Here is a 26,619-nt window from a genome sequence, read left to right as displayed (position 1 = left end):
CCCCGACGCCCCAGGCCCTGTCCGCACAGTCGGACATAGCGGGACCATCCTGGCGTCCGCTGGTCTACCAATTGGCGGGAATTCTCGCGGCCCTAGCCATTCTGGTGATCTGGGCACTGAACGATGATCTTTCGGAGACCGAGCTCAACACGTTGAACCCCGACTCGCTGCTCGGTTACACACTCGAACACCTAGCCTTAACGGCTGTGTCAGCGGTGATTGTGCTGGTCGTTGCTATCCCGCTGGGCATCGCGTTGACCCGTGGACCGTTCCGCCGTTACACCGGGCCGGTGTTGGCTGTCGTCAACATCGGGCAGGCGGCACCGGCGATCGGCCTGATTGTCCTGCTCGCCTCCTGGATGGGTTTCGGCTTCAACGCAGCCATCGCCGCGCTGGTCCTCTACGCTCTGCTGCCGGTCCTGCGAAACACCATGGTCGGCATCAACCAGGTGGACGAACGGCTCGTCGAAGCCGGGCGGGGAATGGGCATGAGCGCTTCAGCCGTCCTCTTCAAGGTGGAGTTGCCGTTGGCAGTACCGGTGATGCTCGCCGGTATTCGCACCGCCCTGGTGCTTTTGGTGGGTACTGCGGCTCTCGCAGCGTTCATCAACGGTGGCGGACTGGGCATTCTCATCATTACCGGAGTGAACCTCAACTTGGTGAGCGTCCTCGTTGTTGGCTCTGTCCTCGTGGCACTCCTGGCCCTCCTGGTCGACTGGATTGGGCGCGTCGTCGAACACGTCGCCCGCCCGAAAGGACTCTGATGCATTTGCGCACCGCCCCAACTGTGGCTTCAGCTACTGCGAAGTCCGGCACCCTGACCCGCCGTGTCGCCGGTGCCGCAGCCATCCTATCCGCCGGTTTGCTGGCCTCGGGCTGCGGTTTGCAGCCCGCCACCTCCTACGTACCCCTGGCGGGGCCCGGAAGTATCGAGGAGATTGCCGACGGCGAACCGCTGACCGTCACCTCGAAAAACTTCACCGAGCAGCTAATCCTGGGCAAAATCTCGGTGCTGGCAGGCCAGGCGGCGGGTTTTGACGTCACTGACCTCACCAACGTTCCTGGCAGCCAACCTGTCCGTGAATTGATCCTCGCTGGCCAGGCGGATGTCACCTGGGAGTACACCGGGACTGCCTGGCTCACCTACCTGGGTATGACCGAGGGTTTCCCCAACCAGGAGGAACAGTTCGCTGCCGTCTATGAAGCCGACCTGGGCAACGGCCTCACCTGGGGCGACACCGCACCCCTGAACAACACCTATGCGATAGCTGTCCGTACCGAGGCAGTTGAGGAACTCGGCGGCATCAGCACCATTTCCGAGATCGCCGAGCTGCCGGTCGAGGAACGAACGTTCTGCGTTGAGGCGGAGTTCAATTCAAGGCCTGACGGCATGAACCCGCTGCTGGCCCATTACGGGATGGAGCGGGGGACGGCTGAGGGGGTACCTGATGACAACATCAGCATCTTCGACACCGGTGCCGTCTACACGGCCACCGATAACGGGGACTGCAACTTCGGTGAAGTGTTCGCCACCGATGGGCGGATCGACGCGCTCGACCTCACCGTCCTCGAGGACGACCAGGGCTTCTTCCCCGCCTACAACGCGGCCCCCGTTTTTTACACCGAGACACTCGAGCAGTTCCCGGGATTGGAGGAGGTCTTCGGTGCTATTGCGCCGACGCTGACCGACGAAGCACTGCGGGCCATGAACCTGCGCGTCGACGTCGAAGGTGAGGAGCCCGCCGACGTGGCCTTCGACTTCATGGTGGAGCAGGGCTTCATCTCCGAACCCGACGGGCTGCTCGGCTCGGGCAACTAAACAACCGGCAGCTAGGGAACCGGCACCGGCGCGCGGATGCCCATCGGATATGACCCATCATCGAGGACCTGGTCCCGGATCCATGATGATGGGATGGTCGTGACTTCCCGGCGGCCGCTGGTGACTTCAGCCAACGTGAGTGTTTCTTCCACCTCGACTTCGTACAGCAGACTGCCCAGCGCTCCGTTGAGTGCTGTGAGGGTCTCGGAGTGGGCGATATCAACCCAGGGGCCGGGCTCGAACTGCAGTGAGTACAGCAGGCGTCCGTCACGCCAGTTCGCGGGAATCCACCCCGGAATCATGTGACCGTTGGCGTGCCACTGCTCTTCGACTTCCTGCCGGATAGTTTCTATGGGTTCGCCGAAGAACGCTGCGGTCTTTCTCAGGTACGCATCGTGTGAGGTGGTCATCCGTGCCCATGACAGCGCTTCAAGCAGCGCCGTTTTCGCGTCTTCGGCCGCGTAGATCGTTCGCCCGGGCGTATCGAAGCGGTACCACAGGGACCGTTCATCGCTGAGGAGCCCGCGCTCTTGCGGATTCAGAGGCCCGTAGGATGCCTTGGCCACACGGTAGGCCGTGCCCGGCCCGTCCACCAGGGCCAAACCCGTTTTTCCGCACGTCCGCATCAACCAATGAACCCATCGTCGACCATGGCGGCGGCCGCAGCAGCGGTCTCACGGAACTTATCGTCCCGGATCGCGTCGATCGGTGAATCGTGGTCAAGCCACGGGTTGGCGCCGATGAACCACATCCGTGCCACATGTTCACCTTCGGCTTCAGAGACGAGGATCCATTGGGCGTAAGCGAACTGGAGACGCTTCACCGCAGCCGCGTTAGGGTTCGACCCGTCCTGCTGCGCCCATTTGTAGCTGATTCGCCGGTCTTTGCTGCCGGCCAAGGCTGCGACCAGGGTGGCGCCCAACGCCGCATTGAGGCGCCGGACGATCTCCCGGATGCCAAGTCGGGCTGTTCTGGCGTGGGCTGTGCCGGTGGTGGTTGCGATGCTCATGATTCAGGCTCCCTTGCTTACCCAATCCAATCTACTTTCTTTCCCCTTGAAAGCGACAATAAATCCACCGATCGGGAAGGTCTGAGGGCCGGAGGAGGCTGCATTCAGATCATCCACCTGTGGGCGGGTGGAGCCCGAAGGAGTGAGCTCAAAGCCGTCCACCTGTGGGTGAACTGCTGTTCCACGGCACATCTGGTCAAGCTGACATAGTGGGATGTTATCGGGTCGTAGCTTTGCGGAAGTATTGACCAGCCGAGCAGAATTCTTGCGGTTTCGATTCTTTCTGTTGCCCGTCTACTCGCTGGGCTGAGGACTGTCAGCAGTCGACGTTGAATGGGCTTCCTCAATACGGGCCAGAGCGTCTTCATCCAGCTGCGAGATGCATCATTCCTTTGTTGGTCCGTAGTACGGCAATAGACCACCCACGGTGCCAGCCCAGTGGCTTTTTGACCGGCTTGACCCGGTCCACAACTTCCAGAATGGCGTAGGTCCGCTTCCGGCCAGCCGGTGAAGGCTGTAGGTCACCCATCTGCGTCTGAAAGTCTAGTTCCTGCCCTTTCTGCTGTGCGGCACCGTTTTCCCACATGTCCCGGAGCGAGCCGGGCGACGCATTTGCGAACCGGATGGCGCAGTCGAAGATGCCCTGCTCGAACTCGGAGTCAAGCCGCCGCCGGCGTTCGGCCGCGGCAGGCCGATTCAGCAGCAACGACAGCCCGAGGTAAATGAAGAGTGTGATCCCGGTCCGAGCCCAGAGACTGAAGCCGAGGCCATCCAGCAACCCCCAGATCAGGAACGCTGGGAAGAAAACACCAAGGAAGACCAGGTATTGGACCTTCTCCCATTTGCCGACTTTGGCCCGTTCGATGGCGTTCATGCCCTCAGCGTAACCAGCACGGACACCCCGCGTAAGACTGGCTCATTTATCGGGCGCGGAAGCGCTCAGTAGTCGGCCTGGTACGTGCTGCGTCGCGACTGAGACCGGGTGATCGTCAGCATTACTTATGCGTTGTTATTCGGCGTTCCGCCGAGGCAAGGGAAAGTGTCACGCGGATCGTCAGCAGTCCCGGGCGAGGGAGGACGATAACGTAGACTTGGTGCATGGTCACGATTTCCCGTCCGGAACGGGTGAGTTCCGCTTTCGTGAAGCTCGCCGACACGTTGGTGGCGGACTATGATGTTCTGGATTTGTTGCACACTCTGGTGGAGGAATGTGTTGGTCTGCTCGATGTAGCCCATGCCGGGTTGCTGCTGGCGGATCGCAATGGCGAGCTTCAGGTACTGGCTTCTACCAGCGAGGAGTCGCAGCTCGTGGAAGTCCTCCAGCTGCAGGCTGGAGAGGGTCCCTGTGTTGAGTGTTTTGAATCAAAGACTGTGGTCACTATTGATGACATTCGTAACCTGGCCGGGCGTTGGCCGGGGTTCCAGCAAGCGGCCCTTTCGCAGGGGTTTTTGTCGGTCCACGCCATCCCGCTGCGTATTCACGGCAGGGCGATCGGGGCCATGGGGCTTTTCGGTACGATAACTGGTGCACTTAACAAAGAAGACGCCGTGATTGGGCAGGCACTAGCGGATGTCGCAACCATCAGCCTCCTCCATGAACGCAACATCCGGGAAAGCAACGTTGTAAACGATCAGCTGCAGCGTGCCCTGAACAGCCGGATCATTATTGAGCAGGCGAAAGGCGTCATTTCGCACACGTCGTCGGTAGATATGAGTGAAGCGTTCAACCGGTTACGCACCTACGCCCGATCCCACCAGCAGTCCCTGCAGGAGACAGCCACAGACGTTGTCGACCGTCGCCTCACTCTCTAGCTCGTACCTCCCAGAATTTAGGCTAACCGGGGCTGCGCGCCGGGAGTACTGCTGCTGAGGCTTCCCTTATCCTCTCCAGATGCGCTGTGCCCTGGCGGATGTTCTTCTTTACCGTCGACGAAGGTAACCTCAGCGCGGCTGATGCTTCCTGATAAGTCATTGCCCTCAGGAACACCGCATTGAGGCATTCGCGCTCTAGAACGCTCACATCATCAACAGCCCTGTGTGTGGATTCTTGTGCTACTTGTGCTTGTTCGACGAGAGGGCCCCCACGGCTGCGGTGGCCGCCGGACGGGTCAGACCAGAGGTCTGTTCCGTCGAATCCTGCAGGCTCTGATTGTGCGTCAGATGAGTTTAAGCGTTCGTGTAACGCCTCGACCGCCAGTTGATGGGCTATAGCAACCACCCACGACATTGCCGAATCCTTCGCCGCGTCAAAGGATTTAGCTCTCTTCCAGACCTCAACATAGGTGTCCTGCATGATCTGTAGGTTCAGGTCTGAATGGTCGACCAGATTTGAGATCATGCGGAAAGCGCGGGTGGCTGTCAGATGGTAAAAATGGGAGAAAGCCACCCTGTCTCCTTCTCCGACAGCTCTCAGCAAATCAGCAGGAGAAGTGCTCGCCATCAAGGAAGGACCGGTGTCCCGGGCGGGTTCCTGATCCGGGGTTTGTAGCTCTTCGGCTGCATCGAGGGCCACCAACGAGTTCAGGTGGTTTCCGGTGATGGCGTGTCGGGAGACATCAGGTACGTTCAATGGAGACACGGGGATGGATCTAAAGAGCGGGCGTGATAACTCTCCGGAGGGGCTCTCCACATGATCTGACGGATCCACTGCTGGCTGTTCAGGACCGTTCGGAGCGGTCGGTGCGTTGCGATGGTAGTGCGATGCTACGACTGTATAGGTGAGGTCTTCGGTGTCTGGGAGGCCGAGGATCTCGAGCGCCTGATCTAGGTGCTGTTCGACTGTTCCGAGTGGGACTGATAGGCGGGAGGCGATGGTTTCGCAGGTGAGGCCATTCGCTACCCACACCGCGATTACCGCCTCGCGATCGCTGAGATTCCTTTTCCCGGAAGTCCCGGAAGTCACGGAATGGTGGTGCGTTTCCGTCGGGGCTGACGAGACACGCCGAAGCGTGGAATGGGACGGGTTGTCGTCTGTCTGTTTCATGAGGCTCCCTGGATGGCGCACGGCGGTATCGGTTCTGTGCCAGGGGCTGGGGCAGCATTCCCAGCATGCTGGTTCACCAGCGGTGTGTCAAGAAAATCGAATTCACGCCTCGGGTGGCTGGCACCATAATGCATCGGTGCTGCGCCGCAGCTTCGAGAGAAGGGGAAGTAATGGAACGTACAAGTTGATTACGTGCCCCACGACTGATTTGGACTGCGACTAAACTGAGAATCGGGTAGTAATCGGACCCAAGTTTGGGCTTTTACGATCAATCGCGTTGTCCGAGGAAGGGCGAAGAAGATGCTGTGCTGGTCCCACTGTCCGGTCATCAGAACCCAGATGGTATGCAGGTGAGCGAGGAGATGCTTTCCGGGCTAGAGGAGTTGAGTTCAACCCTGTGCGCATCGTTCATCGAAGCTCTCCCGGTGTCGGGGGCTGCATTGTCAGCATTTAGTGGTTCCGTGCAGGAGACCGCTTTGTGTTCAAGTGACGTGCTCGCGGCTAGGTTGGAGGAGTTGCAGTTCGATTTGGGGGAAGGTCCGCGGTGGGAGGCCGCTCGCTCCCGAATGCCTGTCCTACTTCCGCACGTGCGCTCTATCTCGCATGAGAAATGGCCGGTCTTCGCAAAGGCGCTGCTCGACACGGAGGTGCAGGCCCTCTTCGTTTTCCCTCTGGTCGTTGGCGCCATGGATATTGGGGTGGTGGAACTCTACCGAACCACGCCCGGGGAGTTGAGGGAATCTGAGCTGGTGACGGCTCGTGGTCTAGCGGACGGGGCGGCGTGGAGTTTGCTGCGCCGCATCATGATCCCGCCTTCAGAGGACAACTATGATAAGGCTGATGTTTCTCCTTTCCGTAGGGAAATTCATCAGGCCACGGGAATGGTGCTCGCCCAGACTGGAGGTACGGCCGCGGACGGGTTGTTGCTGCTGCGGGGGCACGCATTCGCGAACGGACAGACAGTACGGGAAACTTCCCTCGAGGTGCTGGAAAGACGGCTGGATTTCACACCGTCGCCGAACTCATAAAAAAATGCAGCGCACAAATCCTTGACCTCAGGTTCACGTAATCCGCCACCCTCGCAGGCCGGGTCATTGCCGCATTCCTAAGGAAAACTATGTCAACCCAACCCGAACCCGCCGTGAGAATTTTAGGCCGACCCAAACTGACCTATTGTTGACGTCATCTGCGGGAAGAGTTGGGTCTTGCGGTGCTTTTCATCGGAAGACCAACATTGGTCGGTGTCACAGCGCCCCGGATACTACCGTGTGATTTCTGCCGATCTCCACCGCGATCTGCCGGTCCGTATGGTTGGGTCCCTGACAGCAATGTCCGCCCGATCCGCAAACGTCAACACCCTCCGCACCACCAGCAACGCCCTCATCCGAGAACGTTGTTGCTACGACGCTATGACACCAAGGATCTACCGGACGCGGAACCGATAGTGATTGCACGGTTCCGCATGGTGCCGCTGACGATTTGTTTACGACACGGCAGGCGACTTTTCAGTTGACCAGGCTATGGAGACTGATCTGTTTCATGCGGTGGCTGTGGGGCCATCGCGTCGCGTCGGTCGAGCTCGGCAGTGAGTTCTTCTAGGGCGTGTCTCCTTATTGTTCGGTGAGGTCTTTGGGATGCTGGTGGTATGTCACGTACTGCTGTTTTGTCGGATGCTCAGTGGGCTCGGATTGAGCCGTTGATGCCAAGCTCGGACGGAAGCCCGGGCCGCCCCTTCAACAATCACAGGCTGGTCGTTGAGGGCATCGTTTATCGGTTCCGGGCAGGAATCCCGTGGCGGGATCTGCCGGAGTGTTTCGGGTCGTGGAAGACGGTGTGGAAACGCCACCGCCGGTTCAGCAGCGATGGCACCTGGGACAGGATCCACACCCAGTTGCTGGCAGAAGCTGACGCGGCAGGGATGATCGATTGGGAGGTTTCCGTGGACTCGACAGTGAACCGGGCTCACCAACACGCAACCAACCTTCCGCGCACCACAGGGGGACCTGTCGAATTACATGAAACTGCGCGAGGAGCCTCCTGACCACGCGATCGGCCGCTCCCGTGGCGGGTTGACGACGAAAATCCATCATCTCTGCGACGGGAAAATGCGGCCGTTGGTGATGCTCATCGGACCGGGCCAGGGCGGGGACTCACCAATGTTTCCGCTCTTGCTCGATGCGTTGCACGTCCCGCGGATAGGCAAAGGCAGGGCTCGGACCAGGCCGGACCGGGCGTTGGGAGATAAGGCGTATTCTTCCAAAGCTAACCGGAACCTCCTGCGTTCCCGCGGGATCCAGGCGGTCATCCCGGAACGCTCCGACCAGCAAGCGAACCGTAAACGCCGCGGCCGCAGTGGTGGAAGACCCGTCGGTCTCGACAGGGAAGCCTACAAACGGCGCAACGTCGTTGAACGTTCCTTCAACACCTTCAAACAATGGCGCGGTCTGGCCACCCGGTACGACAAACTCGCCCTCACCTACCGCGGAGGAGTCGTACTCCGAGCCATCACTATTTGGCTCAAAGAATTAGGAGACACGCCCAGGCGTCCCTCGGTTTCAGGTTCGGGATTGGAATCGAGGTATTCAGCGTCCAGCTCCCGTCGAACCTTACTGTTGAGCACTTGCACCTCAGTGTCATCCAGGCCGGTTAGATCCTCTGGGAATGATTCGTCTGGCATGATTTTGCTGTTGTGGTCCATGTGTCTCACTTCTGAGCTTCGTTGTAGGCATCCAAGATTGAGTGTGAGGTCCTGCCCCGCGTGCTGGGATTATAGCCGTTCTTTTGTGCCCACCGCCGGATTCGCTGGAGTTCTTCGCGCTTGCGGCTTGGGGAGAGCGTCGCCTGGATGCTCTGGCCCTGACGGCTGCTAGCTGCCTACGGCCCTTCTCCATGTATTGAGAAAGCCCGGAACGCAGTTGGGCAGCATTTTCCGTGGTCAAGTCGATTTCGTACTTGACTCCATCGATTCGAAAAAGAACGGTTTCCTGAGCTTCTTGGCCATTCAAATCATCGATGAGTTGAACTTGCACACGCTGCGCCACTGTCTCACTCCTAAATCGACGATATGAGCCACTAGGCTCCACGGTACTGACTGTACAACGCCGAAATTCTCAGCGGAGCGGATGATCCCCGACCGGTAACGATGGCCTTCGTTGGTTGCGTCCCGTGGAGTGGTGTAGTTTCCCGCGGTGAGCGCGTTGCTCCGGCAACGTAGTGAGCCATCGTGCGATGGTCAGTGAGTACCGATCAAAGTCACTCACAGAAAGACACAAACACACGATGGCTCTAGACCAGTCTGCCCTGCTTGACCTTCTTGGACAATTGAAACTCACCGACGTGCCCGATCGGATTCGTACCGCGACTGAAACCCTGTATCAGCAGCTGATCGAGGCGGAGGCGACAGCGTTCATCGGCGCTGCCCCGTTCGAACGCTCCGAGGCACGCACGACCCAGCGCAACGGGTCCCGGGCCCGGACGTTGACGACCACCGCGGGGGACCTGAATTTGAAGATCCCCAAGCTGCGTGCCGGCTCGTTTTTCCCGGCCTTGCTGGAGCGCCGCCGCCGGGTCGGTCAGGCCCTTTACGGGCTCATCGCAAACGAGAGTGCAGGCGGGGTGTAGCCGGGGCGGGCGCGTCGGTGACGAGATAGAGGTCGAGGCCTTCCGATGATGGAAGTTCTCACACTGCCCAGCCGAAAGACCTCGACGTGTTCAACGCTACCTTCGTTCGCCCTGACCTCACCACGTTCTGCCGGCTCGATGAGCTGGGCCTGGAAGCCGTCGGGCAGCACCTTGGGCCCGGTCAGGCAGTGATCGAGTGCCGTGTCGTCGAGGCGGATCCGTGGTGCCGATCCTGCGGTGCGGAAGGAGCGCCCAGGGACACCGTGACGCGCCGGCTTGCGCATGAGCCGTTCGGTCACCGGCCCACCACGCTGCTGGTTCGGGTGCGCCTGGTTGGGCCCCCGTTAGCAGTCCAGCGGCTATGCGATAGCTAATTGGTTCTCTGCGGTCCAGCGTTCCCAGTGTCTTGACGGTGTCAGTCCGTCGAGGGATCCGTGGGGCCGTTCATTATTGTAGATCTCTTTCCATTCGTCGGCCAAGTATTTCGCCTCGGCCATCGTGTCCATGATTTCTCCGGCGAGTTGTTCCCTCCTGAATTGGGCGTTGAATGATTCGGCGAATCCGTTCTGCCAGGGCGATCCCGGGTCGATGAACGCGGTATCGACTCCGGCGGTGGCACACCAGTCGATCAGCGCGGCGGCGGTGAACTCCGGACCATTGTCCGAGCGCACATAGGTCGGCACGATGCCGGTTTCGGCGATGATGTCCTCCAGCACTGCGACCACATCGGTCGCAGTGAAGGACCGTCTCGGGATGATGGCCAGGGCGGTGCGGGTGTATTCATCGATGACGTTGAAGAACCGGATATGCCGCCCGCACGAAGTCACGTCGGATTGGAAGTCGAAGCTGACCACGTGCATCGGGTACTCGGCCCGCAGGCGCTTGTGCTCGCCGGAGCCGGGACCGGTGCGGCGCTTCTTGCGCGCCTTGGGCTTGCACGTGAGTCCTTCGGCCCGCCAGAGCCGGCGGACGCGCTTCTTGTTCAGCGCCACGCCGTCCCACTGCGGTTGCTCGAGCAGGTGCCAGCGCGCCTTGCGCCACCCCCACGCCGGATACTTGCCGGCAACGGCGCGCAGATCAGAGCGCAACTGTGCCTCTTCAAAGCTGACCACGGGTCGGCCTTTGCGCAGCGCTGACCGGTTCTGCCCCAACACCTTGCAGGCGAACCTCTCGGACGCCCCGAACTTCTCCTGCGCCATACGAACGGCGCGGTGACGTGGTTCGGGGCTCAGAATTTTCCCCGCGCCACCTCATTCAAAATGTCATTGGCCAGGACCTGATCGGCTAACAGCTTCTTCAGTCGCGCGTTCTCCTTCTCGAGGTCCTTGACGGCCTTGGCCTGGGTGGCGTTCTTCTCGGACCCGTACTGCTGCAGCCACCGATACCAGGTCGCCTCGGTCACCTGTAACTCTTTGATGACCTCGATCATCGGTCGTCCGTCGTTGAGCATCTTCTGGCCCTGACGCACTTTCGCGATGACCTGATCCGGGGTATGTCTACGTGCCATAATCTGTGAATTTCCTCCTGCATCCATTATCGGATGCGAAACTCACACAGTCACCGGACTCCTACCCGGGGACCCAACCACGCCGCTACCGGTGCGGGAACTGCGGTCGCACGTGGCGGCAGGACACGGACCTCGCAGCTGAGCGGAGGGCGAAGATCTCCCGCCGCGGACTCCGGTGGGCACTGGAAGGCGTCGTGGTCGATCACCTCACCGTGTCCCGGGTCGCCGCAGGCCTTGGGGTGTCCTGGCATACGGCGAACACCGCGATCATGACCGAGGGGAAGCGCCGCCTGATCGATGACCCTCACCGGTTCGATGGCGTGAGTGCTATCGGCGTCGATGAGCATGTGTGGCGGCATACCCGGGGCGGTTCACCTACATCCACACGTGGCAGGGGTTCGGATCGTGTGCACGACGAACGCGATCGAGTCTGTGAACGCGAGGATCCGGAAAGCTGTCCGCTCCCGAGGCCATTTCCCCAACGAGCAAGCCGCTCTCAAATGTGTCTATCTGGCCGTGATGAGTCTCGATCCGACCGGCCAGGGAAGGGCCCGCTGGACCTAACGCTGGAAAGGCGAACTCAACGCCTTCGACATCACATTCAACGGCCGACTGAGCGTCGGACGCTAAACAACACCCAAACTAGTTACACCGAAATCTTGACAGACCCCGTCGAGTGGACACTGGTGGGCCAGATGCGATGGAGGGCCGCTAAATATTGCGCGGTCGAAGCCGGTGTGTTTGCTGCTGAACTTTAAGCTGTCGAAACGGGCTTCCTCTGGGTGGGTCCCAGCGACATCGGGGTGATATCGGGTTGTTTGTCGCTCAGTATTTGTCTTCGGAGGGGGTTTTGGAGAGTTGTCGGCGGTCGTATTCGCGGGAGCTGAAGGTGGCTTTTTTGACGGCTTGTTCGTTGTCCAAGCTTGATCCGAGTGCTCCGGCGATGGTGCCCAGCGATGCGGAGAGCCAGGCGAGGTTGCGGTAGTTGTCGATGCTGGCGGGGTGGCCCAGTTGGACTGAGAGGAATTCATTGTCGATGATGATCAGTGCGCCACCGAAGATCACGGCAAACAGCCCCAGATACATCGCGATCGCCGCGCACAGGATCGTGATGACCGTAGCGAGGTTATAGCTCACGCGCCGTTCGGTGCGCTGGCTTCCCCGGGGGCGTTCCCACAAGTCGTTATGGACAATCAACCAGAGGGTCATGGTCGCAATGGAGAGCAGACTGATGGCTGCGAGCCGGGGAGAGCTGAGATAATCTGCCATGCTCCAAATGCTGGTGTAAAAGACACCGAACGCTCCGGTGGCTGTTGCTGCAGCCATGGCGCCGGAGAGTCCGGGCAGGATTCGCCAGGGGCGGTTGCCTCGTACCATGCCGCCTAGGAGCTGCGCCCTGCCGCGGATCCCTTTCAGTGTCTCGTACGAGTTTTGGTTGGCTTCTGGGGCGGGGGTGTTTCGTTCCGGGGAGAGGTCACGGGTGGCAGCAGAAACTTTGCCAAGACCTAGGGATCGTGCGTTCGCGGTTCCATGAAGCACGCCGATGGTTTGCAGAAGGGCCCGCTTAACAAGGTTCTTACGCATCACGCCCAGGGCGGGAAGAGAGATCATCGCTGAACCGTGTTCAATGTTGATACTGGAAATCATCGGGTCGGAATTGGCGTACTTGGGCAAATCTGTCAGGTAAACGAGGTAATCCCAGCCCAGCCGGTCACGGACTTCCTGGGAGTGGATGTTCAATTCCACTTCCCCATTGGCGTCCAGGGGGAGGGATTGTTCCTCGATCTCAACTGTCCATTCCACCTCTGAGTCCAGGGACGAGCTCAGCAACTGGGCTGTCGTCGATTGTAGTTTCTGGGCTAGCGCGATCGCCAGACCAGGGTCGGCCATCAATCCCACCGTTTTCTTCTTCACGACCAGTGCCTTACTCATTCGTTCAGGATAAGAGAACCGGCTGTGGAAGAACTAACCCAACGCAGGCCCGCCTCGGTGTCGCATAACCTAAGCGCCTCGTAACGCATGGGAATCAAGACACTGAGGTCCTCTCATGGGGACCACACCACCTTCACCGTCCAGCACGGCGGTTACGTTTCCGGAGGCCCCGGCTACGACCACACAGCCGGCGAGGGTCCAGCCCTGTTTGGAGAGTCCTTCGCCGCCTTCACCGCGCCGGACCTGAATCATCATGGCGATACCGGCGATGATGACGCCGAGGTCAGCGCCGCGATCATCCGTTCCAGTCGGGCGATCCCGGCGAACCGCCCGGCGTTGTCGGTCACCAGCAGCGGATCGAACCGGAGGGAGTGCTCCCGGGTCATCGAGCGGTCGAGGGCGTCCCCGAGGGGAGTGTCCAGGTTGGCACACATACCCTGGCTCACCACGCCGAGGGCCGCGGCGTCGGGCGTCACCAGTGAGACCGGCCGCAGGTCGGCGTCGATCAGCACCACCGATCCCAGCCCCGGGTCTCGGGTGAACGCGTCCACTGCCTGGGCCAGGGTCAGGACGGCGGGCGCGTGCTCGACGACGTCGCGCAGGACCGTGCGCTGAACACTTGCCTGCCGGGCAGCGAGGCGGTGCGCCACCTCAAGTTCCACCCCTGCCCACGGTGGCCCGGGCCGGGCCAGGAGATACCCCTGGACCAGGGGGACACCGAGGCTCACCAGGGTGTCGAGTTCCTCCACCCGCTCCACGCCCTCGGCAAGGATCCAGGCGTCGACCCGGCCAGCGAAAATGCCGAGCATCTCGATCAGTGCCCGTTTCGCCTCGTCGCGGTCGACGTCGACGATCAGCTCCCGGTCAATCTTGATCATTGAGGGGTGCAACTGCAGGAGGTGGCGCAGGCCCGCGTAGCCCGCACCGGCGTCGTCTACGGCGATCAGGGCGCCCGCCGACCGCAGCTGGTGAAGATCCGGTTCCAGCTCAAGGTAGGAGTCGATGGGAGTCTGCTCGGTGAGTTCGACGATCAGGCCACCGAGGTTGCCCTCCTGACCCCAGACGCTGCGGATCTGCTCGGTGGTCAGCAGCTCGGGGGAGACGTTGAGGGTCAGGAAGCAGTTGGGAGGCAGGCTCGCCCGCTCCCGCAGGGCCACCCGAAGGGTGGCTGACTCCAGGTCGGCGCTCCTGCCGTGACGGCGCGCAGCAGCAAACCAGGCTTCCGGGTTTCGCTCAGCGAATCCGGGGAAGCGTGCCAGCGCTTCGTACCCGACGACGGTGCCCCTGGAGGTGTCAACGATCGGCTGGTAGGCGGTGGCCACACCTTCGCCCCGGCAGGCTGCCGCCAGCAACGGTTTCCAGTCCGGTGCCGCCAGGGCACCGGACTGGGAGAGGTCGGCGGTGGAGCTCAACTCACCGGCTGGATGGCACCGCGGACGGACTGGACCAGCTCGTCCGGGATGGTGGTCAATCCGTGGGCCACGGCGGCATGGGTGCTCACCTGAACCAGGATCTCGTCCTCAGTGCTGCACACCCACCGGGCGTCGCAACCGGGAACCACGTCACCACATGCAAACGATTTCATCGGATCTCCTTGTACTACGCCTTCGTTGGCGCTGACTGTTTATGTTGTGGTTATTTTTCGGCCCCGATATTTATTCGCCCCGGCGGCACAGAAAGACTGCTGCTTCACCAGGTCAAACCCCCAATACTCGAAGACTTCCTTGACTATCGGCAACTGAACCGGTTTAGTCAACGTTACTTAACCGGTTAAGTGATACGGATCACTTCGCAGTTTAGCCGAGGCAACGACTGCAGCCGAACCATACAGACGAGGAAGTCGACACCGATGCGGGTAACGATCAGCGACGTAGCGCGAGCCGCCGGCGTGAGTAAAGGGGCTGTGTCCTATGCACTTAACGGCCAGGCTGGGGTCAGCGAAGACACCCGTCGGCGCATCCTCAGCACCGCCGCAGCCCTCGGTTGGACTCCCAGCCTCCGTGCCAGGTCGTTGTCCTCCTCGAAGGCCTATGCGCTGGGCCTCGTCATCGCCCGGGACCCCCGGCTGCTGGGAAGTGACCCGTTCTTCCCGTCCTTCATCGCCGGCATCGAAACCACACTCGCCGATAGGGGCTACTCCCTGGTGCTCACCGTTGCCACCAAGACCGGCTCCGAGGAATCCAGCTACCGGCGGTTGGCACATGAGGGCCGCGTGGACGGGGTCATCCTCAGCGACATGCGCACCAATGATTCCCGGATCGCCCTGCTCCTGGAACTGGGGCTCGCCGCTGTCACACTGAACCGGCCGGAGACACCCTCACCTTTTCCAGCTGTCTGCATGGATGACACCGAGGGCATCAGCGAGGCCGTCCAACACCTCATCGACCTGGGCCACACCCGGATTGCCCATGTGGGCGGAAGCCAGTACTACATCCACGGCCTCAGCCGTCGGAACGCCTGGGCGAACACCCTCGAGCTCAACGGGCTGGAGACCGACCTGTTCATTGAAGCCGATTTCGGGGCCGCCGAGGGGGTGGCGGCGACCGCTGATCTGTTGGGACGGGCCAACCCGCCGACAGCCATCGTGTACGCGAACGACATCATGGCGACCGCTGGCCAGGCCTACGCCCAGCAGCAGGGCCTGCGCATTCCGGATGACCTCTCGGTCACCGGCTACGACAACACCGAGTACGCCCAGTACCTCAACCCGGCCCTCACCAGTATCGGCAGCGACCCGCTGCGTTGGGGCAGCGCCGCAGCCCAGGTCCTGCTCAACCAGCTCGAAGGCACCCACGACGGCGACGATGTGATTCTTGACGCCCCACGACTCATTACCCGCGGATCCACCGCGGCACCCCACGCCCGGAACACCTCACCGGCAGTCAGTAACAGCGCATCACCAACAACCGCGCACCAGCAACACAGCACCACCCACAACGATCAGTAACGACAATGTGATCTAGGAGAAACGCAATGACGCGATACACCAAACGAGCACTGGCCATCACGGCCACCGCCATGATGGGTCTGGGCCTCGCCGCCTGCGGTGGCGGCGGTGGGGACGCAGCCGGAGACGGCGAGCTGACCAGCGGCCCCATCACCATCTGGTACTCAAACAACCAGGACGAAGTCGCCTGGGGCGAAGCCATGGTGGAAGCCTGGAACGCTGACAACCCGGACCAGGAGGTCACCGCCCAGGAGATCCCGGCCGGCACCAGCTCCGAAGAGGTGATCGCGGCGGCGATCACCGCGGGCAACGCCCCCTGCATCGTGATGAACACTGCACCCGTCGCCGTCCCTCAGTTCCAGGAAATGGGCGGACTGGTCCCGCTGGACACCTTCGAGGATGGGGTGGAATACGTCGAATCCCGCAGCGGCGACGTCGCCGAACAGTACAAGTCGGCCGACGGCCAGTACTACCAGCTGCCGTGGAAATCCAACCCCGTAGTGCTGTACTACAACAAGGACCTGTTCGAGGCGGCAGGACTCGACCCCGAGAACCCGCCGCTCGGCACGCAGGACGAACTCCTGGAAACCTCACGCACCCTCGTTGAATCCGGCGAAGTCGAGTACGCCATGTGGCCGTCACCGGCGGGCGAGTTCTACCAGTCCTGGTTCGATTTCTACCCGTTCTTCGCAGCGGCGACGGGTGGAACCCAGCTGGTCGTTGACGGCGGGGCCGCCTTCAACACCGAGGAGGGCAAGGCCGTCGCGGGCATGTGGCAGACCATGTACGAAGAAGGGCTCTCCTCCCAGGAGGCCTACACCGGTGATTCCTTCGTGGATGGCAAAGCCGCAATCGCCATTTCCGGGCCCTGGGCCATTCCGTACTATGGCGATGACGTGAACTGGGGGACCGCTCCGGTTCCCGGGCTGGCAGAGGGGGACGAGAGCTACACCTTCTCCGACGCCAAGAACATGGCCATCTACTCAGCCTGCGATAACCAGCAGACCGCCTGGGACCTGATGAAGTTCGCCACCAGCGAGGAACAGGACGGGGAGCTCCTGGAGATTACGGGCCAGATGCCGATCCGCACCGACCTGGCCGAGGCTTACTCCGAGTATTTCGAGGCCAACCCTGCCTACACCGAATTCGCCGACCAAGCCTCGCGGGCCGTTGAGGTGCCGAACGTGCCCAACTCGGTGGAAATCTGGCAGACCTTCCGTGACGCCTACGGCGCCTCGGTGATCTTCGGCAACGAAACCGTCGATGACGCGTTCACCGGGGCCGCAGAGGAAATCACCAATCTCGCCTCCGAAGAGTAGGCGGACCGACGGTGACTACTTCAACCACCGTCGGTAAGCCGCGGGATCCGGGCAGCAGCCCGGGTCCCGCCCCCCGCCGGCGCAAAAACCTGCTGGGACGCCAGCCCCTCGGGATAGTGTTCAGCGCACCGTACGTTATTTTCATCCTCGCGGTGCTCGCGTTTCCCCTCGGCTACGCCGTCTACATTTCCTTTCACGACTTCTTCTTCACCGCCCCGGGCGTCGCCGTCGAACGGCCCTTCGTCGGGTTCGATAACTACGCCGCAGTCCTCACAGATCCCGACGTCGGCCGGTCATTCGCGAACATCGGTGTCTTCCTGATCATCAACGTTCCCCTCACCGTGGGGCTCTCACTGGTGCTTGCCAACGCGCTGAACCGGGTCACCCGGCTACGCACGTTCTTCAGGGTCAGCTACTACGTTCCGTATGTGACGGCCAGCGTCGCCGTCGTCGGCGTGTGGCTGTTCCTGTTCGCCCAGAACGGGCTGGTCAACTCGATCCTCGGCCCGCTGGCCCCGGACCCGTCCTGGCTGGTCAACTCGGGCCTGGCCATGCCCACTATCGCCCTGTACGTGACCTGGAAGCAGCTCGGTTTCTTTATCCTGCTCTACCTGGCCGCGCTGCAGAACATCCCCGAGGAACTCTACGAGTCCGCGTCCGTGGACGGAGCCGGCAAGATCCGGCAGTTCTGGAGCATCACGGTTCCCAGCGTCCGGCCAGCCAGTTTCCTGGTGACGCTGCTTGCCACTATCACCGGCGCGAACCTTTTCACCGAGCCCTACCTCCTCACCGGGGGTGGCGGACCGGACGGTGCCTCGACATCGCCCGTGTTCCTGATGTACCAGCAGGGCATCCTGCAGGGCAACCCCGATACCGCAGCGGCACTGGGCGTCATCCTGGTGCTCGGCGTCCTGCTCCTGGCATTCCTCCAACGCCGCTTTATCGGCGGAAAGGACGACTGAAATGGCCAAGGACTTACAGCCAACCCTCAGCACGACGCCGGCCACCTCGGCCACCCCGGCCGTCACGCCGGTGCCGGCTCCCCGCGCCTCGTCGACCGAGAAGCAACGCGGGTTGCGGCCGGTCAGCTTCATCCTGCTCGCCATCGGTGCGTTCGTGTTCCTGTTTCCCTTCTACTACATGTTCATCGGTTCACTGCAGACCGAACCCGACACCTCGGTGGCCGGGGCGTTCCCCAACTTCGGAAACATCACCGGGGCGAACTACGTCCTGATCAACGAGTCGATCACTCTCTTTCGGGGCCTGGTCAACTCGGGGATCTTCACCGGTGGGGTGATCGCATGCACGGTCCTCTTCGGTATCCCGGTGGGATACGCGCTGGCGCAGATGCAATTCCGTGGACGCGGTGCGGTGTTCGCGCTGCTGCTGCTGGTGCAGATGGTGCCCTTCCAGCTATTGCTCATCCCGTTGTACGTGCTGATCGTGCGTGACTACGGGTTGGCGGACAGCTACCTGGGCATGATCCTGCCATTTGCGATCAACTCCACCGCGGTCTTTGTGTTCCGACAGTATTTCCTGCAACTGCCCGCCTCCCTGTTTGAGGCGGCGCGGATCGACGGGGCGTCCGAACTGCGGATCCTGCTACAGATCGCCATCCCCCTGGTGCGGCCAGCGATCGTCACCGCCATCCTGCTCACGTTCATCGGACCGTGGAACGAGTTCCTGTGGCCGTTCCTGGTCACCAAGGACACCGCGTTCCAACCGCTCGCGGTGTCCCTCGCCAACTACATCTCCAACGTCGCGGCAACCGCCGCCAACCCGTTCGGAGCCATCCTGGCCGGTGCCTGCGTACTAGCGGCACCCGCCGTCGCACTGTTCATCGTCTTCCAACGACAGTTCATCTCCACCAATATCGGATCAAGCGCAAAGGGCTAACCTCCAATGACTTCGCAAAGCACTGTTTCCCTCACCACCACGCTCCCTACTGTCCCGTTCACGCTCACGCGTGCCGGTGTCATCATGACCCCCGAGGAGGGCAACGAGTTCGAAGCCGACGGTGTCCTCAACCCGGCCAGCGGCCGCGGCCCCGATGGTGAGCTGTACCTGCTGCCGCGTCTTGTCTCCCAGGGCAACGTGTCCCGGGTGGGCTTGGCCAAGGTCATCATCGAAGATGGTGTGCCCACCGGCGTGGACCGGATGGGGGTGGTCCTCGCCCCCGACGAAGGCTGGGAGCGCGGCACCAACAACGCGGGCACCGAGGACCCCCGCACCACCTGGGTACCCTCGCTGGGCCTGCACCTGATGACCTACGTGGCGTACGGACCCCTGGGCCCGCGGATGGCGTTCGCCCATTCCACCGACCTCAGGTCCTGGCAGCGACTGGGGCCGTGTTTCTTCGAGTACAAGGCTGAACTGTCGATGGATCTCAACCTGTTCCCGAACAAGGACGGAGTGTTCTTCCCCGAGCCGGTCAACGACCCCGACGGCGTCCCTTCCTACGCTCTCCTGCACCGCCCCATGTGGGATCTGGGCTGGATCCGCGAGGGCGAGGGGGAACACCTTCCCGCCGGGATCACCGACAACCGGCCCGGCATCTGGATCTCCTACGTGTCGGTGGAGGATGTCGAAAGGGACATCCGGAACCTGGTGCACATGGGCAAGCACACCCTCGTGGCGATGAGCGAGTTCGAGTTCGAAGAGCTCAAGATCGGTGGCGGTCCGCCGCCCATCCGGGTGGACGAGGGCTGGCTCATCATTCACCACGGGGTGGCCGGCGCGCTGGAGAAATCGGCGTTCGATCACCAGCAGAAGGTCAACTACTCGGCGGCGGCAATGATCCTCTCCGCCGACGACCCGTCGGTCGTGATCGCCCGCAGCCGCGAACCGCTGCTGCAACCGGAGACCGACGACGAGAAGTCGGGCATTGTGCCCAATGTGGTCTTCCCGACCGCCATCGAGGAGATCGACGGTCAGCTGTTTGTCTTCTACGGCATGGCTGACTCCAAAATCGGTGTGGCCCGTCTCGATCGGGTCGTGGCATGAGCGCCCGGGCCGCCCGCATCCCGTGCCTGGTGATGACCGCGTCGCTCGCCCTGGTGGGCGTCGGCATGGCACCCGGGGCTGCTGCACCCGGAGCAATATCACCCGCCGGTTCCACCTTCCTGGCACCCGCCGCCGCGGCCACCGCACCCTTGACGAACACCGCCCACCTGGACTGGCTGCTCGACGAGGTGCCGGTTCCCGCCATTGAGGGCCACAGCACCTACCGTTCGGAGGAACAGCCGGCGGCGCTGGCGCCGTGGACCTACGCGGACCGGAACGACGACGGTACCTACCGCAAGATCGGCGGCGGGAACCTCGACGCCGAGGGGGACTGGAGCCAGGGCGCCTACAACGCCGACGACATTTCCCGCACCGCCGTCGTCTACCTCCGGCACTGGCAGCAGACCGGGAGCGCAGCGAGCAGGGAATCAGCCTTCCAGACCCTGCGCTCGCTGGCCTACCTGCAGACCACTGACGGCCCCAACGCGGGGAACGTGGTGCTGTGGCAGCAGACCGACGGGGATCTCAATCCGAGCGCCGAACCGATCGAGCTTCCCGATCCCAGCGATTCGGCCGAGTCGTACTGGGTGGCCCGTACGGTGTGGGCGCTCGGCGAGGGGTACGCGGCGTTCCGCGACGCCGACCCCGAGTTTGCCGCGTTCCTGCAGGACCGCCTCCACCTGTCCCTGGATGCGCTGAACCGTCAGTCACTGGGCCAGTACGGCCAGTATGAGATGGCCGACGGCGTCCCGGTCCCCGCTTGGCTGATCGCCGACGGCGCCGACTCTTCCGCCGAGGCCGTGTTGGGTTTGTCGGCCTACGTTCAGGCGGCGCCGTCAGACGAGGCGGCGCGGACGGCGCTGACCCAGCTCAGTGAGGGCATCGCCGAGATGTCGTCGGGTGATACCCAGGCCTGGCCGTTCGGCGCCATCCTGCCGTGGACCAAGTCCCAGACCTTCTGGCACGCCTGGGGCGGTATGGCTCCGGCCGCCGTCGCCGATGCTTCGGTGGTGCTGGACCGTCAGGACCTGGCTGACGCCGCCGTGCGTGACACCGCAGGGTTCACTGCGCAGCTGATCGCCGCCGGTGGCCCTGACAACGCGTGGACCCCCACGCCGTCGGAACAGGTGCAGATTGCCTATGGCGTTGACTCGCGGCTGCAAAGCCTGGTCGCCACCGCCGAGGCGACCGGCGCCACCGGGCTATACGAGCTGGCGGCGGTGATGGGCGGCTGGTACTTCGGCGCCAACCGCAGCGGTGAGCCCACCTACAACCCGGCCACCGGCGTCACCTTTGACGGCGTCCAGGCGGACGGCACCGTGAATCTCAACTCGGGTGCCGAATCCACCATCCACGGGCTGCTGTCGATGCTGGTGCTCGACGCCAACCCCGAACTGAAGGCTGACGCCCTGGGCATCGACGAGACTGTCGCCACCGACGGGCTCACGGTGGTGGAGGCCGAATCCGGTTCCATCACGGGCGACGGCGCCATGGTGACCGCCGAGTCCGCGTGGACCGGCGAAGCCAACATCTCGGGCGGCGCCTACGCGCAGCTCGGCAACGGATCCCGGCTCCGGATCCCGGTGCCAGCGCACCAGCAGGATCGCAACGTGTACCCGGTCGTGAACCGGACTATCGAGGAGGCGGGGACCACCACCTGGTCCGGGAAGCGTAAGCTCGGCACCACTCCCAATGGTGGGGCCGGTGAGCAGGGCATCACCGACGCGCCGGGCCTGCTGCAGCCGTTCAGCCTGGACCGGGACCTGAAACGGGGCGAACGCACCGTCACAGCCTCCGTCAGGGGGCCGCGTCGATCGATGCACTGCTGCTCCAACCGGTGATCTCGTCGGTGACGGTGGATGGGCCGGCGGGGGAGTCCACCATCTATGTCAGTGCTTCCGGGAAGAAGTCGCTTCACAAGGTGGACGTACCCCGCGGCTACCGGCTGGAACAGCAGGCCTTCGACGCGGCCGGGCAGCCGGTCAAGGTGCCCGGAAGCAAGGATTCCAGCGGCAAGGGCAAGGGCAACGGCCAGGGCCATGACACCGTCTACGTCGCGCCGGGCGGGTTCACCGAAACCTCCCTGGTCCGTCGGTAACCAGAGATCCGCAGCCGGGCGCAGGCCCGGCTGCGGATCACCCGGTTGGGCCAAATCCCGCAGCGTTATCCGACTTGCCGTGCTGTGTTCACCCGCTATTGGTCTGATCTCTGCTTTGATGGAGGTCAATTAGGTTGTAAACGGTCACCGCCAGCTACCTAGAAGGTCACCATGAATTACCGGACGGCCGAGCATCCTCGGCCGCAGCAGTTTATCCTCCACCTCAGCGACACTCACCTGCTCGGCGGGTCCGGGCCACTGTATGGGGCGGTGGATAGCGAAGCCCGGTTGCGCCAGATCTTTGATGAGCTCGAAGCGTCGGGGGCCAGACCCGAGGCGCTGGTTTTCACCGGCGACCTCGCCGACAAGGGCGAGGCCAACGCCTACACCAAACTCCGTGCGATTGTTGAACCTGCCGCCGCGAAACTCGGCGCCGAGGTGATCTGGGCGATGGGCAACCACGACGACCGCGCAAACTTCCGGGTGGGGCTGCTGGACCAGGCGCCCGATGCCGCGCCCATCGACCGCAGCTACCTCATCAACGGGCTGCGCATCATCACCCTCGACTCCACGGTGCCGGGCCACCACTACGGCGAGTTCAGCCACGACCAGCTGGTGTGGCTGGCCAACGAGCTGCTCACCCCGGCACCCCACGGCACCCTGCTGGCCCTGCACCACCCACCGATCCCCTGCATCCAGGACCTCTCGGTCCTGGTGGAGCTGCGCGGCCAGCGGCAGCTCGCCGACGTCGTCGCCGGGTCCGATGTCCGTGGCATCCTGGCGGGGCACCTGCACTACTCAACCACCGCCACCTTTGCCGGTGTGCCGGTGTCAGTGGCGTCAGCCACCTGCTACACCCAGGACCTGGGGTACGACGGCGGGGGCACCCGAGGGCAGGACGGCGCCCAGGCGTACAACCTGGTGCACGTCTATGAGGATACGATCGTGCACTCGGTGGTCCCGATTGGTGCGTACCGGCCGGTCGGAGAGACCGTTCCGTTGGTCGAGACACGCCGCCGGCTCGATGCGGCGGGCGTGCGGATCGCCGACGCGGCACCGGCCCGCCAGCTTACCGGGGCCTAGCACGCCAGTCCGCGGGCCAGGTCCGCGGCTGGGGCAGGCCCATTGGCAGGGACCGGCGTGCCCTACTTCTCCCAGGGTGCCTTGATGGGGAAGTACTTCTCCAGGAAGTCGGTCACCAGGCGTGCCCGCTCCTCGGCTGGCACCTCGGGGAAGCTCCCGTCATTGAGGCAGAAGAAATCGGTGTGCCGTTTGTCGAGCAGCTTGTTCAGGCTCCGTAGCCCGGACCGCATGGTGGTGTCGATGTACTGCACCTTGGCGGATTCCTGGGTGACAGCCCGCCCGGTGAGCAGCGCGTAGTAGTGGTAGAGAGAGTTGGTCACCGAGATGTTGTCCTTCGCCCGGAACCGTGAGGCGGCAGTCGCCGCGAATTCGGCGGCGAACTCCTCCTCCATCTCCAGCAGGACACTTCGGCGCAGCGGCGCTGCCGTGTGCTCCAGATGACGGGTGGTGATCCTGCCGAAGCGTTCGTGCAGCAACCGTCGGTTGACCCGGGCGGCATTCTCGAAGCCACTGCGCTCGGCGTCGTTGTCGCCCAGCCCAATCCGGGTGTCGGCCTGGATGAACTTGGTGATCCCGCCGGGGGAGAAGAACATTTCGGGGGAGACCGGGCGGCCGAAGAACATGTCGTCGTTGGAGTAGAGGAAGTGCTCCGACAGGCCGGGAATGTGCTGCAGCTGGCTCTCGACTGCCTGCGAGTTGTGAGTCGGGAGGACCGAGGTGTCCTTAAAGTGCTCTTCCGAGCGGACCAGGGTCACCGAGGGGTGGTCGGCGAGCCACTCGGGGCACTCCGAGTCGGTAGCGATGAAGATCCGGCGCACCCACGGCGCAAACATGTACACCGACCGCAGGGCGTATTTCAGTTCATTGATCTGGCGGAACCTGGCCTCGTGGTCGTCACCCTCGCCAATCACGGCGTCTTTCATCCGGGCTGCCCGGGCTGCCTGGAACTCTGGTGAGCTGCCGTCCACCCAGGAGAAGACCAGGTCTATATCGAAGTCGATGTCGGTGGCGTGGTCGGCGAACATGTTGTCGATGGTGGGCCACATCAGGCCGTGCCGTTCGACGGAGCCGCGGACCACCTCCGAGGAGGGCAGGGTGCGGCGGGTGAGTGAGTTCTCCACCGGCAGCTCGATGGAGTCGCCGTCGAGCGACCACAGTTCAATCTGCACACCGGCGGACGGGCCGAAGGACAGCCCACCAAGAGGTTCGATGCGTGGCCGGAACAGGCGGAAGATGCGTGCCTTCGCGCTGTGCGAAAGGGAGCCGTCGGTGACTAACAGGGTGGTGCGGCGCTTGGTGTCGACGGTGCGGGAGTAGAACGGTTCGTCGCGGCAGGCGGAAACCAGGGCGTCCCGCAGCCGTTCGCGGTACTTGAGGTCGATCGCGATGACCGGGCGCTCGTCGTTGCCGCGGACCAGCAGGTACTCGATACCGGCGTTGTCGAGGGCTGCCCGAATGAACAGGAGATCCTCGACCATTGCCTGGTGCGGCGTCACGCTCTGGTTGATCAGGGTGAAGCGGCGCTTGACGGTGGTGATGTCGTTGCGTTCGGTGAACCGCGCAACCGCGGCGCGGGACGCCGATTCGAGGACTTCGGCCTCATCGACCGGCTCGGGGGCCCCGAAATAGATATCGTGTTGGGCAGCAGTATCCGTAATGGGTTCCTCCAAAGGGGGTAACAGGAGCGTTTAGTCCATGATAAGCCTGCCCCCGCGCACGCTGCGGCGGGGTAGCCGGGGGCCCGTAGGTGCACCGGATCAGCAGGTGCAGTTCAGTACGCGGAGTATTTAGTACGCGGAGTACAGCTCACCGACGCGGAGTTCCGCGTCCACCCGGTTGTCCGGCCCCGGTAGCGGGCAGGCCCACGCCTCGTCGTAGGCGCAGGACGGGTTGTAGGCAAAGTTCAGGTCGATAACCAGCCTGTCACCGGCCACCCCGAGGTGCGCTCCCTTGACCGTGTCGAGCACGTAACGCCCGCCGCCGTAGGTGCCGTCGGCCTGGCCGCCCGAACCGTCGCGCAGCGGCAGGAACAGCCCGCCGCCGTAGGAGGCGAGCCGCCACAGGGCAAGCCGGCCCACGCCGTCGAGGCCCACGGTGCCGAGCCGGTGGAACGTCACGGTCCCGTCCGTGCCGGTGGGGACGTCCATTTCCTCGCCGGCGCCGTCGTCGTCGATCACTGCCTCGAACCGGTAGTCCGGCTGGTAGGGGGCCACCGCGAGGCCGGTGAAGGAGGCCTTCGCCGCCCCATCCAGGGGTGACGCCGGGTGGGTGGCGAACAGCCGGTTCCGGCCCGCGCGCCACAGGTCATGGGCCGACGACGGCGATCCGGACGCCGCGCCCTCGCGCACCTGGCGGTAGAGCTCGAAGACCTGGTTGCGCCAGTCGGCAATGTGCTGTGCTGTGGAGACTGATGGCATCAGCCCAGCCTAGCGGCCCGGCACCGGCGGCCCGTCACGGAACGGGAAATACAGTTGCCCAGGCGTACTGTGTGATCTGTGACCACCGGCATCTTCTTCATCGTTCTGTTCTCCATCCTGCTCGGCGCGGTAGCGCAGCGGATCGCCGGCCTTGGCTTCGCCCTGCTGATCGCGCCGTTCCTGGTGATCATTCTCGGGCCGCACGAGGGCGTGATCCTCGTCAATATCTGCGGGGTGGTGTCCTCCGCCCTGATCGTGGGACGGGTCTGGAAGGACATCGACTGGAGCATGTTCAGGTGGATGGTGATCCCCTCCGTCTTTGGGTCGGTGCCAGGCTCGGTCGCCGCGGTGATGCTCCCGTCTGCCCCGCTTTCAGTGACCGTCGGCGCCGTTGTCCTGGTCGCACTGTCGGTGTCACTGGTGCTGCAACGCTCCTCGGTGGTGGTGAAGGGCAATACGCCGAAGGTTGTCGCCGGTTTTACCGCGGGCCTGACCAACTCGATGGCGGGGGTGGGTGGCCCGGCGGTCAGCGCCTATGCGCTGCTGTCCCGCTGGCCCCAGCGGGAGTTCGCCGCGACGCTGCAACCGTTCTTCGTCGTGATCGGGCTGATGACCCTGATCGTCAAGCTCAGCCTCGACCCGACCGATGCCCCCGCGCTGCAGTGGTGGATGTGGTCGGCGATCGGCGTCGTGATTGTGCTCGGAATCTTCACCGGCGAGAAGCTCGGCCGCTTCATCAAAGACGATCACGCCCGGTTCTTTGTGATTGTGATCGCGTTCCTCGGTGCCGGGGCGGCGCTCGTCAAAGGGCTGATGGACCTGATGGTCTAGTCCGGGCCCGAGTCGCTGGACGTGCAATGCGGCTCCCGGTGGCACCATTG

General features: G+C 62.9%; 24 protein-coding genes and 6 pseudogenes. 18 read left to right on the top strand and 12 right to left on the bottom strand.

Annotated features, from left to right (window positions below; genetic code table 11):
• Positions 1 to 35: 35 nt before the first annotated feature.
• Positions 36 to 764: an ABC transporter permease gene (locus H4V95_RS14925; RefSeq protein WP_395939876.1), complete on the top strand. Its 729-nt coding sequence runs from the start codon at positions 36 to 38 to the stop codon at positions 762 to 764.
• Positions 764 to 1,819: a glycine betaine ABC transporter substrate-binding protein gene (locus H4V95_RS14920; protein WP_196868072.1), complete on the top strand. Its 1,056-nt coding sequence runs from the start codon at positions 764 to 766 to the stop codon at positions 1,817 to 1,819. Before H4V95_RS14925 ends, H4V95_RS14920 begins: the two co-directional genes overlap by 1 nt.
• 11 nt (positions 1,820 to 1,830) lie before the next feature.
• On the opposite strand, the gene H4V95_RS14915 is transcribed toward H4V95_RS14920, so the two are convergent.
• The 3 genes from H4V95_RS14915 to H4V95_RS14905 all read right to left on the bottom strand — a co-directional run bounded on the left by H4V95_RS14915 (position 1,831) and on the right by H4V95_RS14905 (position 3,702).
• Positions 1,831 to 2,421 (bottom strand): hypothetical protein, encoded by a 591-nt coding sequence (locus H4V95_RS14915; RefSeq protein ID WP_209730940.1) that lies wholly within the window; start codon positions 2,419 to 2,421, stop codon positions 1,831 to 1,833.
• A 23-nt stretch (positions 2,422 to 2,444) separates the two neighbouring features.
• Positions 2,445 to 2,828: a hypothetical protein gene (locus H4V95_RS14910; RefSeq protein WP_196868074.1), complete on the bottom strand. Its 384-nt coding sequence runs from the start codon at positions 2,826 to 2,828 to the stop codon at positions 2,445 to 2,447.
• Positions 2,829 to 3,192: 364 nt separating this feature from the next.
• Positions 3,193 to 3,702 (bottom strand): hypothetical protein, encoded by a 510-nt coding sequence (locus H4V95_RS14905; protein WP_196868075.1) that lies wholly within the window; start codon positions 3,700 to 3,702, stop codon positions 3,193 to 3,195.
• Positions 3,703 to 3,926: 224 nt separating this feature from the next.
• Here H4V95_RS14905 and H4V95_RS14900 point away from each other — a divergent pair, with 224 nt between their 5' ends.
• Entirely contained in the window at positions 3,927 to 4,640 is a 714-nt protein-coding gene (locus H4V95_RS14900) for a GAF and ANTAR domain-containing protein (RefSeq protein ID WP_196868076.1), read from the top strand.
• Positions 4,641 to 4,662: 22 nt separating this feature from the next.
• Here the strand turns inward: H4V95_RS14900 and H4V95_RS14895 are convergent, their stop codons facing one another.
• Positions 4,663 to 5,811 (bottom strand): LuxR C-terminal-related transcriptional regulator, encoded by a 1,149-nt coding sequence (locus H4V95_RS14895; RefSeq protein ID WP_196868077.1) that lies wholly within the window; start codon positions 5,809 to 5,811, stop codon positions 4,663 to 4,665.
• Positions 5,812 to 6,155: 344 nt separating this feature from the next.
• Between H4V95_RS14895 and H4V95_RS14890 the strand changes: the two genes are divergently transcribed.
• Positions 6,156 to 6,839: a GAF domain-containing protein gene (locus tag H4V95_RS14890; protein WP_395939875.1), complete on the top strand. Its 684-nt coding sequence runs from the start codon at positions 6,156 to 6,158 to the stop codon at positions 6,837 to 6,839.
• 617 nt (positions 6,840 to 7,456) lie between these two features.
• A pseudogene (locus H4V95_RS14885) lies at positions 7,457 to 8,348 on the top strand (IS5 family transposase); the annotation flags it as partial.
• Between the two features lie 166 nt (positions 8,349 to 8,514).
• Here H4V95_RS14885 and H4V95_RS19020 read toward each other — a convergent pair.
• Both H4V95_RS19020 and H4V95_RS19015 read right to left on the bottom strand, forming a co-directional pair.
• Positions 8,515 to 8,658 carry a histone-like nucleoid-structuring protein Lsr2 gene (locus H4V95_RS19020; RefSeq protein ID WP_395939874.1) on the bottom strand — a complete coding sequence of 48 codons (144 nt, stop codon included), beginning with the start codon at positions 8,656 to 8,658 and terminating at the stop codon, positions 8,515 to 8,517.
• A 77-nt stretch (positions 8,659 to 8,735) separates the two neighbouring features.
• Positions 8,736 to 8,840, bottom strand: a pseudogene (locus tag H4V95_RS19015) (histone-like nucleoid-structuring protein Lsr2); the annotation flags it as partial.
• Between the two features lie 250 nt (positions 8,841 to 9,090).
• On the opposite strand from H4V95_RS19015, the pseudogene H4V95_RS14875 reads away from it, so the two are divergent.
• Positions 9,091 to 9,405, top strand: a pseudogene (locus tag H4V95_RS14875) (transposase); the annotation flags it as partial.
• Between the two features lie 113 nt (positions 9,406 to 9,518).
• Positions 9,519 to 9,761, top strand: a pseudogene (locus tag H4V95_RS14870) (ISL3 family transposase); the annotation flags it as partial.
• 30 nt (positions 9,762 to 9,791) lie between these two features.
• Here the strand turns inward: H4V95_RS14870 and H4V95_RS14865 are convergent.
• A protein-coding gene (locus H4V95_RS14865; protein ID WP_209729601.1) for an IS3 family transposase occupies positions 9,792 to 10,939 on the bottom strand; the annotation gives its coding sequence in 2 pieces (ribosomal slippage) (positions 9,792 to 10,675 and positions 10,675 to 10,939; 1,149 coding nt in all).
• Positions 10,940 to 11,019: 80 nt separating this feature from the next.
• Here H4V95_RS14865 and H4V95_RS14860 point away from each other — a divergent pair.
• Both H4V95_RS14860 and H4V95_RS14855 read left to right on the top strand, forming a co-directional pair.
• Positions 11,020 to 11,310, top strand: a pseudogene (locus H4V95_RS14860) (ISL3 family transposase); the annotation flags it as partial.
• A 28-nt stretch (positions 11,311 to 11,338) separates the two neighbouring features.
• Positions 11,339 to 11,503 (top strand): annotated as a pseudogene (locus tag H4V95_RS14855) (transposase); the annotation flags it as partial.
• A gap of 261 nt (positions 11,504 to 11,764) precedes the next feature.
• On the opposite strand, the gene H4V95_RS14850 reads toward H4V95_RS14855, so the two are convergent.
• The 3 genes from H4V95_RS14850 to H4V95_RS14840 all read right to left on the bottom strand — a co-directional run bounded on the left by H4V95_RS14850 (position 11,765) and on the right by H4V95_RS14840 (position 14,456).
• A complete protein-coding gene (locus H4V95_RS14850) occupies positions 11,765 to 12,871 on the bottom strand; it encodes a hypothetical protein (RefSeq protein WP_196867533.1) in 1,107 nt (368 codons plus the stop codon).
• Positions 12,872 to 13,122: 251 nt separating this feature from the next.
• Complete coding sequence (locus H4V95_RS14845) at positions 13,123 to 14,283, bottom strand: EAL domain-containing protein (RefSeq protein WP_245345730.1); 1,161 nt, start codon at positions 14,281 to 14,283, stop codon at positions 13,123 to 13,125.
• Positions 14,280 to 14,456: a DUF1059 domain-containing protein gene (locus H4V95_RS14840; protein ID WP_196867532.1), complete on the bottom strand. Its 177-nt coding sequence runs from the start codon at positions 14,454 to 14,456 to the stop codon at positions 14,280 to 14,282. The genes H4V95_RS14845 and H4V95_RS14840 overlap by 4 nt, the downstream gene beginning before the upstream one ends.
• A gap of 264 nt (positions 14,457 to 14,720) precedes the next feature.
• Between H4V95_RS14840 and H4V95_RS14835 the strand changes: the two genes are divergently transcribed.
• From H4V95_RS14835 to H4V95_RS14800, 8 genes are all read left to right on the top strand, one after another.
• On the top strand, positions 14,721 to 15,818 hold the full coding sequence (locus H4V95_RS14835) for a LacI family DNA-binding transcriptional regulator (RefSeq protein ID WP_196867531.1): 1,098 nt from the start codon (positions 14,721 to 14,723) through the stop codon (positions 15,816 to 15,818).
• 26 nt (positions 15,819 to 15,844) lie between these two features.
• On the top strand, positions 15,845 to 17,137 hold the full coding sequence (locus tag H4V95_RS14830) for an ABC transporter substrate-binding protein (protein WP_196867530.1): 1,293 nt from the start codon (positions 15,845 to 15,847) through the stop codon (positions 17,135 to 17,137).
• 11 nt (positions 17,138 to 17,148) lie between these two features.
• Positions 17,149 to 18,099, top strand: coding sequence for a carbohydrate ABC transporter permease (locus H4V95_RS14825; RefSeq protein WP_196867529.1), 951 nt, complete (start codon positions 17,149 to 17,151; stop codon positions 18,097 to 18,099).
• 1 nt (position 18,100) lies between these two features.
• The gene (locus tag H4V95_RS14820; RefSeq protein WP_196867528.1) at positions 18,101 to 19,033 is read left to right on the top strand and encodes a carbohydrate ABC transporter permease; all 933 of its coding nucleotides are present in this window, start codon (positions 18,101 to 18,103) and stop codon (positions 19,031 to 19,033) included.
• Between the two features lie 6 nt (positions 19,034 to 19,039).
• A complete protein-coding gene (locus H4V95_RS14815; protein ID WP_196867527.1) occupies positions 19,040 to 20,140 on the top strand; it encodes a glycosidase in 1,101 nt (366 codons plus the stop codon).
• On the top strand, positions 20,137 to 21,981 hold the full coding sequence (locus H4V95_RS14810) for a hypothetical protein (RefSeq protein WP_209730939.1): 1,845 nt from the start codon (positions 20,137 to 20,139) through the stop codon (positions 21,979 to 21,981). Before H4V95_RS14815 ends, H4V95_RS14810 begins: the two co-directional genes overlap by 4 nt.
• Positions 21,978 to 22,238, top strand: a complete 261-nt coding sequence (locus H4V95_RS14805) for a hypothetical protein (protein WP_209730938.1) — start codon at positions 21,978 to 21,980, stop codon at positions 22,236 to 22,238. The genes H4V95_RS14810 and H4V95_RS14805 overlap by 4 nt, the downstream gene beginning before the upstream one ends.
• Positions 22,239 to 22,409: 171 nt before the next feature.
• Positions 22,410 to 23,321: a phosphodiesterase gene (locus H4V95_RS14800; protein ID WP_209730937.1), complete on the top strand. Its 912-nt coding sequence runs from the start codon at positions 22,410 to 22,412 to the stop codon at positions 23,319 to 23,321.
• Between the two features lie 62 nt (positions 23,322 to 23,383).
• On the opposite strand, the gene H4V95_RS14795 is transcribed toward H4V95_RS14800, so the two are convergent.
• Positions 23,384 to 24,799: a stealth family protein gene (locus H4V95_RS14795; RefSeq protein ID WP_245346222.1), complete on the bottom strand. Its 1,416-nt coding sequence runs from the start codon at positions 24,797 to 24,799 to the stop codon at positions 23,384 to 23,386.
• A gap of 309 nt (positions 24,800 to 25,108) precedes the next feature.
• Entirely contained in the window at positions 25,109 to 25,738 is a 630-nt protein-coding gene (locus H4V95_RS14790) for a DUF1684 domain-containing protein (RefSeq protein WP_209730936.1), read from the bottom strand.
• A gap of 78 nt (positions 25,739 to 25,816) precedes the next feature.
• Here H4V95_RS14790 and H4V95_RS14785 point away from each other — a divergent pair, with 78 nt between their 5' ends.
• Complete coding sequence (locus H4V95_RS14785) at positions 25,817 to 26,569, top strand: sulfite exporter TauE/SafE family protein (protein ID WP_209730935.1); 753 nt, start codon at positions 25,817 to 25,819, stop codon at positions 26,567 to 26,569.
• Positions 26,570 to 26,619: the final 50 nt, after the last annotated feature.

Origin of the sequence: Arthrobacter sp. CAN_C5, from assembly GCF_017875735.1 — a bacterium.
GTDB lineage: Bacteria > Actinomycetota > Actinomycetes > Actinomycetales > Micrococcaceae > Arthrobacter_D.
The sequence above is the reverse complement of the archived record's forward strand: the minus strand, read 5'-3'. Positions and strand labels throughout refer to the sequence as shown.

What these genes read in the sequence shown, in the direction of transcription:
- H4V95_RS14920 (WP_196868072.1), top strand. Translation starts at nt 764, where the DNA reads ATGCATTTGCGCACCGCCCCAACTGTGGCTTCAGCTACTGCGAAGTCC.
- H4V95_RS14810 (WP_209730939.1), top strand. Translation starts at nt 20,137, where the DNA reads ATGAGCGCCCGGGCCGCCCGCATCCCGTGCCTGGTGATGACCGCGTCG.
- H4V95_RS14850 (WP_196867533.1), bottom strand. Translation starts at nt 12,871, where the DNA reads ATGAGTAAGGCACTGGTCGTGAAGAAGAAAACGGTGGGATTGATGGCC.
- H4V95_RS14830 (WP_196867530.1), top strand. Translation starts at nt 15,845, where the DNA reads ATGACGCGATACACCAAACGAGCACTGGCCATCACGGCCACCGCCATG.
- H4V95_RS14815 (WP_196867527.1), top strand. Translation starts at nt 19,040, where the DNA reads ATGACTTCGCAAAGCACTGTTTCCCTCACCACCACGCTCCCTACTGTC.
- H4V95_RS14900 (WP_196868076.1), top strand. Translation starts at nt 3,927, where the DNA reads ATGGTCACGATTTCCCGTCCGGAACGGGTGAGTTCCGCTTTCGTGAAG.
- H4V95_RS14835 (WP_196867531.1), top strand. Translation starts at nt 14,721, where the DNA reads ATGCGGGTAACGATCAGCGACGTAGCGCGAGCCGCCGGCGTGAGTAAA.
- H4V95_RS14840 (WP_196867532.1), bottom strand. Translation starts at nt 14,456, where the DNA reads ATGAAATCGTTTGCATGTGGTGACGTGGTTCCCGGTTGCGACGCCCGG.
- H4V95_RS14895 (WP_196868077.1), bottom strand. Translation starts at nt 5,811, where the DNA reads ATGAAACAGACAGACGACAACCCGTCCCATTCCACGCTTCGGCGTGTC.
- H4V95_RS14820 (WP_196867528.1), top strand. Translation starts at nt 18,101, where the DNA reads ATGGCCAAGGACTTACAGCCAACCCTCAGCACGACGCCGGCCACCTCG.
- H4V95_RS14795 (WP_245346222.1), bottom strand. Translation starts at nt 24,799, where the DNA reads ATGGTCGAGGATCTCCTGTTCATTCGGGCAGCCCTCGACAACGCCGGT.
- H4V95_RS14800 (WP_209730937.1), top strand. Translation starts at nt 22,410, where the DNA reads ATGAATTACCGGACGGCCGAGCATCCTCGGCCGCAGCAGTTTATCCTC.
- H4V95_RS14905 (WP_196868075.1), bottom strand. Translation starts at nt 3,702, where the DNA reads ATGAACGCCATCGAACGGGCCAAAGTCGGCAAATGGGAGAAGGTCCAA.
- H4V95_RS14890 (WP_395939875.1), top strand. Translation starts at nt 6,156, where the DNA reads ATGCAGGTGAGCGAGGAGATGCTTTCCGGGCTAGAGGAGTTGAGTTCA.
- H4V95_RS14790 (WP_209730936.1), bottom strand. Translation starts at nt 25,738, where the DNA reads ATGCCATCAGTCTCCACAGCACAGCACATTGCCGACTGGCGCAACCAG.
- H4V95_RS14910 (WP_196868074.1), bottom strand. Translation starts at nt 2,828, where the DNA reads ATGAGCATCGCAACCACCACCGGCACAGCCCACGCCAGAACAGCCCGA.